This is a genomic window from Pseudogulbenkiania sp. FW507-F1 (genome assembly GCF_058781125.1).
This window is the reverse complement of record NZ_JBYSWM010000033.1, coordinates 25,275-38,911: the sequence shown is the minus strand read 5'-3', so window position 1 is coordinate 38,911 and position 13,637 is coordinate 25,275. Positions and strand designations below refer to the sequence as shown.

Genomic DNA, 13,637 nt, shown 5'->3' with positions numbered 1-13,637 from the left:
GCCCCGCTGCCGCCGCTGCCGGCCGCCGCCGCGGCGACACCTCCCCAGACGAAGCCGGCTCCCGCACCTGCCGAGGAACCCGAAGAGGTCTCGCAGGAGCTCAAGCACATCGGCGAGGAGATCAAGCTGCTGCGCAGCCTGCTGCAAAGCCAGCTGGCAAGCTTCGCCTGGTCGGACATGGAAGAGCGCGCGCCCAACCGCATCGAGCTGTTCAAGCACCTGCTCTCGGTGGGCCTGAGCGCCACCCTGATCCGCCAGCTGATCGACAAGATGCCGGCGCAGTATCAAGGCGAAGTGACGCTGAAATGGGCGCGCTCGGCGCTGATGCACAATCTCAAGTGCGCCGACGCCGACCGCGACGTGATGGAACGCGGCGGCATCTACGCCCTGGTCGGCCCCACCGGGGTCGGCAAGACCACCACGGTGGCCAAGCTGGCGGCACGTGCCACGATGAAATTCGGCGCGCAGCACGTGGCGCTGATCACCACCGACAGCTACCGGATCGGCGCCCAGGACCAGTTGCGCATCTACGGCAAGATCCTCGGCGTGCCGGTGTACTCGATCCAGAACGAATCCGAGCTGCAGCTGACGCTGGCCGACCTGGCCTCGCGCCATATCGTGTTCATCGACACCGTCGGCATGGGCCAGCGCGACGCCCGCGTCGCCGCCCAGACCCAGATGTTCGACGGCACCGGCCGCGAGATCCAGCGCATCCTGCTGATGGCGGCCAACGCCGACGGCCATACCCTGGAAGACGTGGTGCGGCATTACCGCGGCCACGGCCTGGCCGGCTGCATCCTCTCCAAGATCGACGAGAGCGTGGCGATGGGACCGAGCCTGGACGTGATCATCCGCAACCGCCTGAAGATGTTCTACATCACCAACGGCCAGCGCGTGCCGGAAGACCTGCACCTGGCCAACGCCGCCTTCCTGATCGACCGCGCCATGCGCTCCCCGCACCTGAACTCGCCGTTCGCGCTGCAAGGCGACGAGCTGCCGATCATGAACGCGGCCCAGGCCGGCTGGTTGTGACATGCAGGATCAGGCCGCCAGTTTGCGCCGTCTTGCCGCCCAGCCGGTGCGTGCGCCCAGCTTCGCCTTCGTCGGCGCCGAAGGCAGCGGGGTCAGCACGCTGGTGGCCGGGCTCGGCACCGGGCTCGCCTGGGCCGGCTGCCGGCCGCTCTTGATCGACTGCCAGGCGGGGCAGCAGCTGGCGCGCCAGCTCGGCGTGCCGACCACGGCCACGCTGGAGACACAGATCGTGGGCCCCGGCGGGCTCGACACCATGATGACGCAGTCGCGCCATGGCGTGAACCTGCTCAATCTGTACGCGCGTCCGGAAGACCGCGCACGCTTTTCCGCCCAGCTGTGGCTGCGGCTGGGCAGCGAGTTCGGCTCGCTGGAGCGCGACAGCCATATGCTGCTGGTGGATGTGCCCAACCCGGCGCACGACCCGGTGCCGGCCAGCGTGGCCGACAACCTGGTGCTGGTACTGACCCCAGCGCCGGAAGCGCTGACCATGGCCTACGCCATCATCAAGCGTCTGGCGACGCAGTACGGCCGCCAGCGCTTCAACGTGCTGGTCAACCGCGTGCGTCACCTGGAAGAGGCACGCGAGCTGTTCCAGCGGCTGTCGAGCGTGACCGGGGAGTTTCTCAACGTGGCGCTACGCTGGGTCGGCTTCGTGCCGCAGGACAGCGCGGTGAAGCGCAGTCGCAGCCTGCATCGGCCGCTGATGGAGGCCTTCCCGGACAGCGAATCGGCCATCGCCTTTTCCCAGCTGGCTGCCATGCTGCCGCAATGGCATTCACCCGAAGCCACGCGCCCGGAGGCCGGTTTCATGGACGTACTGATCGCGGCCTCGCGTGACTGGGCCGAGGGAGGAAGGACACGATGACCCTGCCGTCGTTGAAATGCAGGGCGTATAGCAGCCGCGCGCTCCACGGCGACATCGACGTCGAGCTTCACGCCCCGCTGGTCAAGAAGATCGCCAAACTGCTGATTGCCAGGCTGCCGGCCTCGGTCGAACTGGACGATCTGGTCCAGGTCGGCATCATCGGCCTGATCGAGGCGGCACGCCAGTTCGACCCAACTCAGGGAGTGCAATTCGAGACCTTCGCCAGCCAGCGCATCCGTGGCGCGATGCTGGACGAGCTGCGGCGCGAGGACTGGCTGCCGCGCCAGGCACGACGCCACTCCAAACAGATCGAGGACGCCATCCACCAGCTGGAACAGCGCGAAGGACGCCCGCCGCAGGAGTCGGAAATCGCCGACTTCCTGGGTCTGCCGCTGGCCGAATACCAGACCATGCTGGGCGAGTGCAAGGGCGTTTCGCTGCAGCATTTCAGCGACTTTGACGATGATGACGGCGTCGGCGCCGAAGCGGCCGTGGCCAACGTGGCGGACGACAACGCCGTCGACCCGTTCGCCAGCCTCGCCGACGGCGATTTCCGCGGCGCCCTGGTGGACGCCATCAAGGCACTGCCCGAACGCGACCAGCTGGTGATGGCGCTGTATTACGAGCAGGAGCTCAACCTGAAGGAAATCGGCGCGGTGCTCGGGGTCTCCGAGTCACGCGTCAGCCAGTTGCACAGCCAGGCCATCGCCCGCGTGCGGAGCAAACTCAGGGAATGGCTGTAAGCCCCACCCGGCACCAGCATAACAACCACAACAACGGAACACCGTTTTGGACAAGATCAGTATCATCGCCATCATCGGGGGGCTGGCCGCCATCATCGCCGGCCAGGCGCTGGAAGGCGGACATATCGGCTCGCTGTTCCAGTTGACCGCGTTCATGATCGTCATCGGTGGCACCGCCAGCGCCGTCATGCTGCAAAGTACCCCGAAGCAGTTCGTGACCGGGCTGCGCATGGCACGCTGGGTATTCCAGCCGCCCCAGTTCGACCACGAGAAGACCATCCGTGACGTCATCCACTGGAGCCAGAGCGCGCGCAAGGGCGGCCTGCTGTCACTGGAGGGCTACGTCGCCCAGCAGCAGGACCCGTTCCACCGCAAAGCGCTGCAGATGCTGGTGGACGGCACCGAGCCGGAGACGCTGCGCTCGGTGATGGAGGTGGAGATTTCGATGTTCGAGCATGCGCGCCGTCAGTCCACGCGCATCTGGGAATCGGCCGGCGGCTACGCCCCGACCATGGGCATCCTGGGCGCGGTGCTGGGGCTGATCCACGTCATGGAGAACCTCTCCGACCCCTCCAAGCTGGGCTCCGGCATCGCCGTGGCCTTCGTCGCCACCATCTACGGCGTCGGTTCGGCCAACCTGCTGTTCCTGCCAATCGCCAACAAGCTGAAGAACCTGGTGGCGGCCGAGATAGCGATGCGCGAGCTGATCGTCGAAGGCTTGGTCGCCATCGGCCACGGCGAGAACCCCCGCATCATCGAGAACCGCCTGCGCGGCTTCCTCGCCATGCACGACTGAGCCGTCAAGGTTGGCCGAAGAGGCTCCGCCAGCAGCCCCTCCGCCGCGAGGCCCGGCCCCAATCACGGCAGGCCGGGATCAGCCGATCACCCCGGAAAACACCATCTCGCCCTCGTCGAGCAAGCGCAGCTCGCTCGACGGCGTCGGCTTCTTGAGATAAGCGCTGAACAACTTGTAGCTGTCGAGATCGAAGCTCGGCTGCCCCTCCAGCGTCTCGCTGGCGGCATGGCGCGTCCCCAGATAGCACCAGCGGTCGAACACGTGCTCGACGCGCTCGCCGGTCACCTCGTCCCACTCCACCACGGCCACCGCGCCGGGAAACGGCCAGTTCTTCACCCGCACCCGCGACAGCGCCGACATCAGCCGCGTGTTGTGCTGCATCGCCGGCTCGCGACCGATGCAGGCACCGCGGCACAGCCCGGCCTGGAAGCCGCCGCACGGCGCCCCCTTGCGGCTGGTCATCTGCTCCACCCCCAGCACGGCCTGGCACAGGCCCTGGGCGCGCGCCATGTCCTGCAACATCTTGCGCGCCTCGCGCGGGTGGCGGAACAGGCCGTACAGATCGGCGGTGCGGCTGAAGTCGAGTTCGTGCGCCAGCACGATGCGCGGTCGCACGAAGCCGTCCGCGCCCTCGCCCAGCTGGATCGAGCACAATTCGTCGCCGGGCCCGCCGCGCCGGTTGTGGCGCGGGCGATGGGCACGGATCCATTGCAGTTCCAGCAGCATGGCACCGAACTCGCCCAGCGTCTCGCGCCACTCCACACGGCGGATCGGCTCGGCGATGTGCAGTGTCTTGCCGTGCGCCTTGTCGGCGTAGAAATGCGCCAGCACCTGGCGGCGCAGGTTGGCACCGCGCCCGACGTACAAGGGCAGCCCGTCGTCGCCCAGCAACAAGTACACGCCGGGCACGTCCGGCAGGCTGTCGAGCAGCTCCGGGTCCAGCCCCGGCGGCAAGGCGGTCGGTGCCAGCAGCGCCGTTGCCGCCCCCTGCACCGCCTCCGGCCCCAGCTCGGCCGTCGCCGCCTCGATGAAGTGGTACACCGCCAAGGCGTCGGCCATGGCCCGGTGGCGATCCGCCAGCACGATGCCATGGCGCGCGATCAGGCTGTCGAGACTGTGCTTGAAATGCTGCGGGTAGAGCCGGCGCGACAGCTTGACGGTGCACAGCACCTCGCTCTGGAAGACGTGCCCGGCGCGCTTGAACTCATTCTTCAGGAAGCCGTAGTCGAAGCGCGCGTTGTGCGCCAGCAGCAGGCGGCCCTGCAGCTTTTCCAGCAGCGTCTCCACCAGCGCGGCGAACGGCGGCGCCTCGGCCACCATGGCGTCGGAAATGCCGGTCATGTTCTCGATGAAGGGCGGGATCGGCTGGCCCGGATTGACCAGCGTCTCGTAACGCTCGATGCGCTCGCCATCGATCAGCAGGATGCCGATCTCGGTGATGCGGTCGCGGGTGATGTGGCCGCCGGTCGTCTCGAGGTCGACGATGGCGCAGGGTTGCTCAAACAGCATGCTCAATTCGCTTTCACCACCGGGATATCGTCCCAGCGGGTGGTGTAACAGGGAGAAAGATGGTCTTGCTTCATGCGCCAGGGCTGCTTCGTGCCTTCGGCCAACAAGCGCACGGTGCCGCGCCCCATGCGCTGGTTGATGGCGTCCATGGCCTGCATCAGGCGCGCGCTCTTGGCGTCGAGCGGATCGCCGGCAAAGAGATCGGCCTGCACCTGCCCCGCGTCGACCAGCTCGAACGCCATCACCCCGGCCTTGTGATAACGCACGCCGCGTTGCCACAAGCGTGCCACGGCCTGCTGCGCCGCGCGCGTCAGCACCCGGCTATCGTTGGATGGCGGCAACAGCGCCACGGTTTCGCTGGCATCGCCCCCCCGCCCCCAGCCCGGTACGCCGGAGCGTATCCCCACGCGCAGAAAATGCGCCAGCGAACCCTGGCGGCGCAGACGCTCGGCGACGCGGCTGGCGTGCATCGCCGCCGCCTCCTGCAACTCGGCCAGCGCCGTCACCTTGCGCCCGAACGAGCGCGTCGACATCACCGAACGGCGAGGCTCCAGCAGCGACTCCAGCGCCAGGCAGGAGACGCCGCGCAGCTCGTCGGCGATGCGCGCCGTCACCAGCCCGAAGCGCCGCTGCAGCCAGTCGCGCTCGGTTTCGGCCAACTGCCGCGCACTGCCGATCCCCGCCAGGCGCAGCCGCTCACCGAGACGACGGCCGATGCCCCACACCTCCTCCACCGCCACCGGCTCCAGCCGCTGCAACAGCGCCGTTGCGTCGAGCGAGCCCAGGTCGAGCACCCCTTCCAGGGCCGCCTCCTGCTTGGCCAGGTGGTTGGCGAGCTTGGCCAGGGTCTTGGACGGGCCAAGGCCGACGCAGGCCGGTAGCCCGAGCCCCTGCAACAGCGCGTCGCGCAGGCGCCGAGCCAGCCTCAGCGGCTCGGCTTCGCCGCTCAGGTCGAGGAAGCACTCGTCAATCGAATAGACCTCCTGCGCCCGCGCGTAACCGGCCAGGAGCCGCATCGCGCGGTTGGAGAGGTCGCCGTACAAGACGTAGTTGGAGGAAAACACCGCCACCCCCTGCCGCTCCAGCTGCCCCTTGAGCGTGAAGTACGGTGCCCCCATCGGCACGCCAAGCCGCTTGGCCTCGGCCGAACGCGACACCACGCAACCGTCGTTGTTGGACAACACGACCACGGGCCGGCCGGCCAGCGCCGGGTTGAACACCCGCTCGCAGGCAGCGTAGAAATTGTTGCAATCGACTTGCGCGAAACAGGAGGTCATAGGGGAATCGGCGCGGCATGGGGCTGCGTTCATTGTACTGGCTCGCACACAAAATGCCCAACGACGCTTGACAGTCGGAAACAGCCTCTATAGAATCCGCCTCTCTCGAAAGACGCCAGCGTCTGAAGAGAAACAGCGCACCCGTAGCTCAGTTGGATAGAGTATCTGGCTACGAACCAGAGGGTCGGGCGTTCGAATCGCTCCGGGTGCGCCAGCTGTCTCCATCGTCTAGCGGTTAGGACATCGCCCTTTCACGGCGGTAACCGGGGTTCGATTCCCCGTGGAGACGCCAGGATTCCACAAGAAGCACCAGCACGCGCTGGTGCTTTTTGCTTTTCCGGCTTCGGATTTCCCCCTCCCCATCATGCCGCACTCGCCTCTGGCGAGACGGGTTCCCGCCATCCACTCCGGAAAATCCCCAACTTTTCATCCCCCCCGTTTGCCCTGTTACACTGGCGCTCTTTTTCCAGAACAACGCCATAACCATACAGGGGACACTCTCCATGCTCTCACTCCTCTTCCGCAGAGGGGCGCTGGCCTGGCTGCTGGGGACGCTGCCGCTCGTGGCCCACGCCGGCGTCAACGGCGCCGAGCTCACCACGCTCTGGGCCGTGCCGTTCACCGGCCTGCTGCTGTCGATCGCCATCCTGCCGCTGCTGGCCCCGGGCCTGTGGCACCACCACTTCGGCAAGATCGCCGCCGGCTGGGCGCTGCTGTTCGTCGTGCCGTTCGCGCTGCAGCACGGTAGCGGCGCCACCGGCCATGAACTCTTGCACACGCTGCTGCTGGAATATCTGCCGTTCATCATCCTGCTGGTGGCGCTGTTCACCGTGGCGGGCGGCATCTACCTGCGCGGCAACCTGCACGGCTCGCCGCTGGTCAATACCACGCTCCTCGGGATTGGCACCGTGCTGGCCAGCTTCACCGGCACCACCGGTGCCTCGATGCTGCTGATCCGCCCGCTCTTGCGCGCCAACGACAACCGCCGCCACAAAACCCACGTCGTGGTGTTTTTCATCTTCCTGGTCGCCAACATCGGCGGCTCGCTCACGCCGCTGGGCGACCCGCCGCTGTTCCTGGGCTTCCTCAAGGGCGTCAGCTTCGGCTGGACCCTGCGGCACCTGCTGCCGCTGATGGCCTTCGCCAGCGCGATCCTGCTGGTGCTGTTCTACCTGCTCGACCGCCACTACTACCACAAGGAAGAAAACCTGCCGCCGCTGGCGGACCCGACCCCGGATTCGAAGCTGCGCCTGGAAGGCAGCATCAACCTGTTGCTGCTGGGTGCGATCGTCGGCGCGGTGTTGGTGTCCGGCACCTGGAAGCCGGGTATCAACTGGACCATCGGCGGCCTGGAGATCGAGCTGCAGAGCGTGGTGCGCGACGTGCTGCTGTTGGGGATCGCGGCGCTGTCGCTGGCGCTGACGCCGGGTCGCTGCCGCGCCGCCAACGCCTTCAACTGGGGGCCGATGCTGGAGGTGGCCAAGCTGTTCGCCGGCATCTTCGTCACTATGATCCCGGTACTGGCGATGCTCAAGGCCGGCTCGGCCGGGGCCTTCGGCAATCTGGTGGCCATGGTCAACGACGGCAGCGGCGCGCCGCTCAACCCGGCCTACTTCTGGCTGACCGGCGCGCTGTCGAGCTTCCTCGACAACGCACCGACCTATCTGGTGTTCTTCAACCTGGCCGGCGGCGAGCCCGGCCAGCTGATGACCACGCTGGCACCGACACTGACCGCGATCTCGGCCGGCGCGGTGTTCATGGGGGCCAACAGCTATATCGGCAACGCCCCCAACTTCATGGTCAAGGCCATCGCCGAGGAGCGCGGCGTGGCGATGCCGTCGTTCTTCGGTTACATTGGCTGGTCGCTGGCCATCCTGATCCCGGTGTTCCTGCTGGTGACGCTGCTGTTCTTCTGAATCCCGGCCGCGCCACGTAAAACGGGCTGCCTGAGCAGCCCGTTTTTCCTTGCCGTTACCACAAGATCACAGCCGGTAGCTGGCCGAGGTCATCACCTTGGAGGTCAGCTTCATCAGGCCGCGCACCGGCAAGGGCAGCTTGGCGGCGCCGTGCTCGTGCGCCATTTCGGCGTGGCGCACTTCGTCGTCGCGCATCTGCTTGACGATGGCGCGGCTCTTCTCATCCTGTTCCGGCAGGTCTTTCAGGTGGCCGTTCAGGTGCGCCTCGACCTGGTATTCGGTCTCTTCCAGAAAGCCCAGGTTCCACTTGTCGCCCAACAGCCCGGCGGCGACACCGATGGCCAGCGAGCCGGTGTACCACAGCGGGTTGAACACGCTGGGATGGCCGCCCAGCTCGCGGATGCGGCTCTCGGTCCAGGCCAGGTGCTCGACTTCCTCGAAGGCGGCATGCTTGAGCGCCTCGCGCGCGGCCTCGTTGCGCGCGGTCAGCGCCTGCCCCTGGTACAAGGCCTGGGCGCACACCTCGCCACAGTGGTTGACACGCATCAGGCCCAGCGCGTGGCGCTTTTCCTGCTCGCTCATCTCGGCTTCGGGCATGCCGGCATCCGGGTGCGGACGGGCGCTGGCGGCCGGAGCAAACAGGGTACGCACCCCCTTGTCGAATTCGATGATCAGCTTGTCCAGCATGGTGTGGCGTCCCGCTTGTAGCAAAAAGAAGCGTTGGATTATACCTTGGCGCCCCGCAAGCGACGACGGCTTGCTGTTATAATCGCGGGATAATTCGGCAAATGTGTTCAACGCTCAACCAAAGGACCTCCCAGATGAATCTCGACCGCATCGCCCCCGGCAAGGACATGCCCAACGACATCAACGTGGTGATCGAAATCTCCGCCAACAGCGCCCCGATCAAGTACGAGTTCGACAAGGACTCCGGCGCCATCTGCGTTGACCGTTTCATGGGCACCTCGATGTTCTACCCGGCCAACTACGGTTTCGTGCCGCAAACGCTCGCCGGCGACGGCGATCCGGTGGACGTGCTGGTGGTGACCCCGTTCCCGCTGCCGCCGGGCGTGCTGGTGCGCTGCCGTGCGCTGGGTCTGATCAAGATGGAAGACGATGGCGGCGTGGACGCCAAGCTGGTGGCCGTGCCGGTCGAGAAGCTGTGCCCGATGTACAAGTCGATCCAGCAGCTGGAAGACCTGCCGGAGCTGCTGCGCAACCAGATGGTGCACTTCTTCCAGCACTACAAGGACCTGGAACCGGGCAAGTGGGTGAAGATCCAGGGCTGGGGCACCCGTGAAGACGCCACCAAGGAACTGGTGGAAGGCATCGAGCGTTACAAGCAGGAAGGCTGAGCCCTCCTCTGAACGACCAGCAAGCCGGCGATTCGCCGGCTTTGTTGTTTCCGCTGGCCGCTTCGGCCAACGTGCCGGTGACACCCACGCCGCTGCGCGGCCGACAACGATACCCCCGCTGGCGCAGCATCCCGAACCGTCCCCGTCGCACGCCATCCGCCATGACGGCGCCAGGCGATACTTCGCGCAGCGGCTGGCACGCTCGTCGTTGCGGCGCGAAAGACAGGATGCGCTCACCACCACCCTCTCTCTCGCCGGCAAGTGGCAGTTATAGCTAAAGGGACTCGGCGCCGGCTATTTGTCGCTTTCGCTGGCCCAGCCCTACGTGGATAATGGGTAACTGATCGTGAAACGCGTCGAAGACGGCAAGGAGCCACAACCTGACAGGGCACTGGGCTGGTTCATCCCGTGCCTCATGCAGACCCTCGACTCCGCGCCCCTGACGTCTTGAGAAGCATGCAAATCATCACGCTCGGTAACGAGCCCTACCTCGAATGGATTCGACGCCGCCTGACGGCGCAGGGGTTCGGCTTGCCGGCCGAGCCCTTCCCCTCCCCGCCGGCTTCCGACGCTTTTGCCGCCGACTGGCAGGCGCTGCAGTACGGCGGCGTGCTGCTGGACCTGAAGCGCGCCACCCCGGACAGCTGTGCCGCCCGGGAACGGCACTGCCGGGAGTTCGGGCTGGGCTACGTCGACGTGGCGGCCAACTGGCAAGCCCCGGGAGTGCAGCAAGGCTTCGCCCTGTTCGTGGGCGGCTCGGACCGCGCGCTGGACGGTGCCAGGCCGGTGCTGGATGCGCTGGCGCCCTTGCCGGGTGCCTGGCTGCACTGCGGCCCGGCCGGCAGCGGCCATTTCGTGGCTACGGTATTCGAGGCGCTGAGCTACGCCTTCGGCTTGCTGCTGCAGGCGGGCTGGACCGCCCCCGGCGAAACGCCGCGCCCACCGGACTGGAACCATTTCTTCAGCCAGCAAAAGGAGCTGGCCGCCAACCTGTTGCAACTGTCCCGGCTCTACCTGGCGCAGCACCCGCCGCAGCAGGAAGCACACGATCCCTGGCAATTGCTGGCACACTTTGCCCTGCCCGCCTACCAGCAAAGCCACTACGCCCTGATCCTGGCCCAGCTGATCGAGCTGGCACTGGGCCAGGGTCTCGCCCTGCAGGCCATCTTCGACTCCCTCAGCCAGCCACGCCCATAAAAAAACCCGCCTTGCGGCGGGTTTCCAGGCTGCTGGCAACGTATCCTGTCGAGACGCTACCGGACCCGGCAAAGCCGGACCGCTCCCGATACGTTATTGCCTCCACAGCCTTCCCGTTTACACGACAAACCCCTTCCGCTGCGCGAAAGGGGTTTGTCAAAATCAAAAACCCGCCTTGCAGCGGGTTTTTTTGCTTCGGAGCGGTGCCAGCCCGATCAGGCCTTCTTGGCAACAGCAGCGGAAGCGACCTTGGCGGACTTGGTCGCAGCCTGCACACCGGCTTCGGCCAGTTCGCTGCCGACTTTCTTGGCGGTCTGCGACACGCTTTCAAAGGCGGCGTTGGACGAGGTCACGAAGTTTTTCAGCGCGCTGACGGCAACGTCGGAACCGGCCGGAGCGTTCTTGGCCAGCTTGTCGATGGTGGACAGCACGGCCTTGTTGGACTCGGCAACCTGCTCTTCGACGAAGGCGGTCAGTTCGCCCTGGGTGGTCACCGCGGCGTCGTACACGCTACGGGCGGCAACGAAGGCCTTGTCCAGGGCCGGCTGAGCCAGACCTGCCGGCAGCTCGACCAGAGCCTTCGGATCCTTGATGTCGACCAGGGTCTTGAACAGCTGGGCGTTTTCGGCCAGCACCTTGCGGCTCAGGTCGAACTGCAGAGCGGCGAAACGCTCGGCGCTGCCCAGCAAAAGGGAAGACAGGCGTACAGCTTTATCGAATTGCGCCTGTCCAAGAGCGGTCAGTTCTTGAGTAGTAGTAAACATAATGACTCCTGAATAGTTGGGAAGTAACCCAGCGACAACAGCAACAAACCCTGTACCTCTGTCGCATTGTGCGATGCAGCAATTACACTTTAACCAAAGCCGGCCTTTCGGTCAACCGGTTTGTTGCATTGCACAATCTACTAAGCCCCTAATCTGTTGGGTTTTTTGCAACACTCCAGACGGCAAAAAACCCCGGCAGCGGGGCATGAGGGCATGACAGTATCACAACACGTGAGCATTACAAATCCATGACGGCAGCACACCCGCCAGAGCGTGCGACTTTCATTGAAAGCCCCGCCGCAAGCCAGTACACTCGCCTTCATAGAAGAAATCTATCTTTAGGTATTATTACAGCGACATGAGCCAGACGGCGAACACCTACGACATCAAATCGGCCAGCCTCGACGTGCTGGCCTTCGTACTGCGCAGCAACCATCTCGACGAGCTGACCCTGGCACTGGAAAGCCGCTTCGGCAACCGCGCCAAACCTTCCGCCGCCGAAGCCGTGGTGCTCGACGTGGCCGCGCTCGACAACCCCGCCGACCTCGCCCTCGACCACGTGCTGTCCCTGCTCGGCCACTACGGCTTCCGCGCCGTGGCGCTGCGCCACCCGGACCCGGCACTCGAGGCGCTGGCACACCGCTTCGGCCTGGCCCACGTCACCGGCCAGGTGATCGCCAGCAAGCCGGCGGCCAACGAGGCACCGGCGGCGCCGGAGGGCCTCGCCAGCGCCCCGACGATGATCATCGACCGCCCGGTCCGGGCCGGCCAGCAGATCTATGCCAAGGGCGGCGATCTGGTGGTGCTGGCGATGGTCAGCGCCGGTGCCGAAGTGATCGCCGACGGCAACATCCACGTCTACGCCCCGCTGCGCGGCCGCGCCCTGGCCGGCGCGCGCGGCAATACTGCGGCGCGCATCTTCACGCAATGCATGGAAGCTGAACTGGTGTCGATCGCCGGCGTCTATCGAACCATCGAGCAGGCGTTGCCCGACAGCATCCGCGGCAAGCCGGCTCAGGTCTTCCTCGAGAACGAGCGCCTGGTGATCACCGCGCTCGGCGAATAACGAACACTCCATCACTGGTTAATTCAAGGGAATCATCGTGGCAAAAATCATCGTCGTGACATCCGGCAAGGGCGGCGTCGGCAAGACCACCACCAGCGCCAGCTTCGCTTCCGGGCTGGCCCTGCGCGGCCACAAGACCGTGGTCATCGATTTCGACGTCGGTCTCAGAAACCTCGACCTGATCATGGGCTGCGAGCGGCGCGTGGTGTACGACCTGATCAACGTGGTCAACAACGAGGCCACGCTGAACCAGGCGCTGATCAAGGACAAGAACTGCGACAACCTGTACGTGCTGCCGGCCTCGCAGACCCGCGACAAGGATGCGCTGACCGAAGAAGGCGTGGAAAAGGTGCTGAACGAGCTGGCCACGATGAACTTCGACTTCATCGTCTGCGATTCGCCGGCCGGCATCGAGAAGGGCGCGCTGATGGCGCTCTACTTCGCCGACGAGGCGCTGATCGTGACCAACCCGGAAGTGTCGTCGGTGCGCGACTCCGACCGCATCCTCGGCATCCTGTCGTCCAAGTCGCGCCGTGCCATCGAGGGCCGTGAACCGGTCAAGGAACACCTGCTGATCACGCGCTATTCGCCGAGCCGCGTGGAAAAGGGCGAGATGTTGTCGGTCGACGACGTCAAGGAAATCCTGCGCGTGTCGCTCTTGGGGGTGATCCCGGAATCGCAGGTGGTGCTGCAGGCTTCCAACTCGGGCACGCCGGCCATCCACCTCAAGGGGACCGATGCCTCCGAGGCCTACGCCGACGTGGTGTCGCGCTTCCTCGGCGAGGATCGCCCGATGCGTTTCCTCGACGTCCCGAAGGTTGGGCTCCTCAAACGACTGTTCGGAGGCTAAGCCATGTCGCTGATGGACATTTTGTTCGGCAGCAAGCGCAAGAAATCGGCCGAGGTGGCGCGTGAGCGCCTGCAGATCATCCTGGCTCACGAGCGCAACGGCCGTGCCGGCGCCCCGGACTACCTGCCGGCATTGCAGCGCGAGCTGATGGAGGTGATCTCGCGCTACGTGGCGGTCAACCTGGACGACATCAAGGTCAACCTCGAGCGCCAGGACAACTTCGAGGTGCTGGAGGTCAACATCGTGTTGCCGGAGCACGAACGCTAA

At 65.7% G+C, this 13,637-nt stretch carries 14 protein-coding genes and 2 tRNA genes; 12 read left to right on the top strand and 4 right to left on the bottom strand.

The genetic code is table 11. The features are described 5' to 3' along the window. The 4 genes from flhF to AC3WG5_RS16810 all read left to right on the top strand — a co-directional run. On the top strand, positions 1–1,032 hold a 1,032-nt coding region (gene flhF / locus AC3WG5_RS16825), incomplete at its 5' end, for a flagellar biosynthesis GTPase FlhF (protein ID WP_492569730.1). 1 nt (position 1,033) lies between these two features. Then, entirely contained in the window at positions 1,034–1,897 is an 864-nt protein-coding gene (locus AC3WG5_RS16820; protein ID WP_492569728.1) for a MinD/ParA family ATP-binding protein, read from the top strand. Beyond that, positions 1,894–2,640, top strand: a complete 747-nt coding sequence (locus AC3WG5_RS16815; RefSeq protein WP_492569727.1) for an RNA polymerase sigma factor FliA — start codon at positions 1,894–1,896, stop codon at positions 2,638–2,640. Before AC3WG5_RS16820 ends, AC3WG5_RS16815 begins: the two co-directional genes overlap by 4 nt. Before the next feature lie 46 nt (positions 2,641–2,686). After that, complete coding sequence (locus AC3WG5_RS16810; protein ID WP_014088185.1) at positions 2,687–3,436, top strand: flagellar motor protein; 750 nt, start codon at positions 2,687–2,689, stop codon at positions 3,434–3,436. A 78-nt stretch (positions 3,437–3,514) separates the two neighbouring features. Here the strand turns inward: AC3WG5_RS16810 and AC3WG5_RS16805 are convergent, their stop codons facing one another. After that, complete coding sequence (locus tag AC3WG5_RS16805) at positions 3,515–4,945, bottom strand: exonuclease domain-containing protein (RefSeq protein WP_492569725.1); 1,431 nt, start codon at positions 4,943–4,945, stop codon at positions 3,515–3,517. Between the two features lie 2 nt (positions 4,946–4,947). Beyond that, complete coding sequence (locus AC3WG5_RS16800; protein ID WP_492569723.1) at positions 4,948–6,222, bottom strand: Y-family DNA polymerase; 1,275 nt, start codon at positions 6,220–6,222, stop codon at positions 4,948–4,950. A 137-nt stretch (positions 6,223–6,359) separates the two neighbouring features. Here AC3WG5_RS16800 and AC3WG5_RS16795 point away from each other — a divergent pair. The 3 genes from AC3WG5_RS16795 (at position 6,360) to AC3WG5_RS16785 (ending at position 8,138) form a co-directional block, all read left to right on the top strand. Continuing rightward, positions 6,360–6,436: transfer RNA gene (locus tag AC3WG5_RS16795), tRNA-Arg, on the top strand. Positions 6,437–6,439: 3 nt separating this feature from the next. After that, positions 6,440–6,514 (top strand) — tRNA-Glu (locus tag AC3WG5_RS16790). Between the two features lie 211 nt (positions 6,515–6,725). After that, complete coding sequence (locus tag AC3WG5_RS16785; RefSeq protein ID WP_492569722.1) at positions 6,726–8,138, top strand: sodium:proton antiporter; 1,413 nt, start codon at positions 6,726–6,728, stop codon at positions 8,136–8,138. A gap of 66 nt (positions 8,139–8,204) precedes the next feature. Here the strand turns inward: AC3WG5_RS16785 and coq7 are convergent, their stop codons facing one another. Next, positions 8,205–8,825 (bottom strand): 2-polyprenyl-3-methyl-6-methoxy-1,4-benzoquinone monooxygenase, encoded by a 621-nt coding sequence (coq7, locus tag AC3WG5_RS16780; RefSeq protein ID WP_294865383.1) that lies wholly within the window; start codon positions 8,823–8,825, stop codon positions 8,205–8,207. A gap of 134 nt (positions 8,826–8,959) precedes the next feature. Here coq7 and ppa point away from each other — a divergent pair, with 134 nt between their 5' ends. Continuing rightward, complete coding sequence (gene ppa, locus AC3WG5_RS16775) at positions 8,960–9,493, top strand: inorganic diphosphatase (protein WP_008954955.1); 534 nt, start codon at positions 8,960–8,962, stop codon at positions 9,491–9,493. Between the two features lie 456 nt (positions 9,494–9,949). After that, a complete protein-coding gene (locus AC3WG5_RS16770) occupies positions 9,950–10,690 on the top strand; it encodes a 6-phosphogluconate dehydrogenase (RefSeq protein WP_492569720.1) in 741 nt (246 codons plus the stop codon). A 215-nt stretch (positions 10,691–10,905) separates the two neighbouring features. Here the strand turns inward: AC3WG5_RS16770 and AC3WG5_RS16765 are convergent, their stop codons facing one another. Further along, positions 10,906–11,454 carry a phasin family protein gene (locus AC3WG5_RS16765; protein WP_008954953.1) on the bottom strand — a complete coding sequence of 183 codons (549 nt, stop codon included), beginning with the start codon at positions 11,452–11,454 and terminating at the stop codon, positions 10,906–10,908. 358 nt (positions 11,455–11,812) lie between these two features. Between AC3WG5_RS16765 and minC the strand changes: the two genes are divergently transcribed. Genes minC through minE form a run of 3 tightly spaced genes read left to right on the top strand, consistent with a single transcriptional unit; the run spans position 11,813 to position 13,637 of the window. Beyond that, entirely contained in the window at positions 11,813–12,520 is a 708-nt protein-coding gene (gene minC, locus AC3WG5_RS16760) for a septum site-determining protein MinC (protein ID WP_482584225.1), read from the top strand. A 37-nt stretch (positions 12,521–12,557) separates the two neighbouring features. Beyond that, on the top strand, positions 12,558–13,370 hold the full coding sequence (gene minD / locus AC3WG5_RS16755) for a septum site-determining protein MinD (protein WP_482584224.1): 813 nt from the start codon (positions 12,558–12,560) through the stop codon (positions 13,368–13,370). Positions 13,371–13,373: 3 nt separating this feature from the next. Further along, positions 13,374–13,637, top strand: a complete 264-nt coding sequence (gene minE / locus AC3WG5_RS16750) for a cell division topological specificity factor MinE (RefSeq protein ID WP_008954950.1) — start codon at positions 13,374–13,376, stop codon at positions 13,635–13,637.

What these genes read in the sequence shown, in the direction of transcription:
- AC3WG5_RS16815 (WP_492569727.1), top strand. Translation starts at nt 1,894, where the DNA reads ATGACCCTGCCGTCGTTGAAATGCAGGGCGTATAGCAGCCGCGCGCTC.
- coq7 (WP_294865383.1), bottom strand. Translation starts at nt 8,825, where the DNA reads ATGCTGGACAAGCTGATCATCGAATTCGACAAGGGGGTGCGTACCCTG.
- minC (WP_482584225.1), top strand. Translation starts at nt 11,813, where the DNA reads ATGAGCCAGACGGCGAACACCTACGACATCAAATCGGCCAGCCTCGAC.
- AC3WG5_RS16785 (WP_492569722.1), top strand. Translation starts at nt 6,726, where the DNA reads ATGCTCTCACTCCTCTTCCGCAGAGGGGCGCTGGCCTGGCTGCTGGGG.
- AC3WG5_RS16770 (WP_492569720.1), top strand. Translation starts at nt 9,950, where the DNA reads ATGCAAATCATCACGCTCGGTAACGAGCCCTACCTCGAATGGATTCGA.
- ppa (WP_008954955.1), top strand. Translation starts at nt 8,960, where the DNA reads ATGAATCTCGACCGCATCGCCCCCGGCAAGGACATGCCCAACGACATC.
- AC3WG5_RS16800 (WP_492569723.1), bottom strand. Translation starts at nt 6,222, where the DNA reads ATGACCTCCTGTTTCGCGCAAGTCGATTGCAACAATTTCTACGCTGCC.
- AC3WG5_RS16765 (WP_008954953.1), bottom strand. Translation starts at nt 11,454, where the DNA reads ATGTTTACTACTACTCAAGAACTGACCGCTCTTGGACAGGCGCAATTC.
- minE (WP_008954950.1), top strand. Translation starts at nt 13,374, where the DNA reads ATGTCGCTGATGGACATTTTGTTCGGCAGCAAGCGCAAGAAATCGGCC.
- AC3WG5_RS16820 (WP_492569728.1), top strand. Translation starts at nt 1,034, where the DNA reads ATGCAGGATCAGGCCGCCAGTTTGCGCCGTCTTGCCGCCCAGCCGGTG.
- AC3WG5_RS16805 (WP_492569725.1), bottom strand. Translation starts at nt 4,945, where the DNA reads ATGCTGTTTGAGCAACCCTGCGCCATCGTCGACCTCGAGACGACCGGC.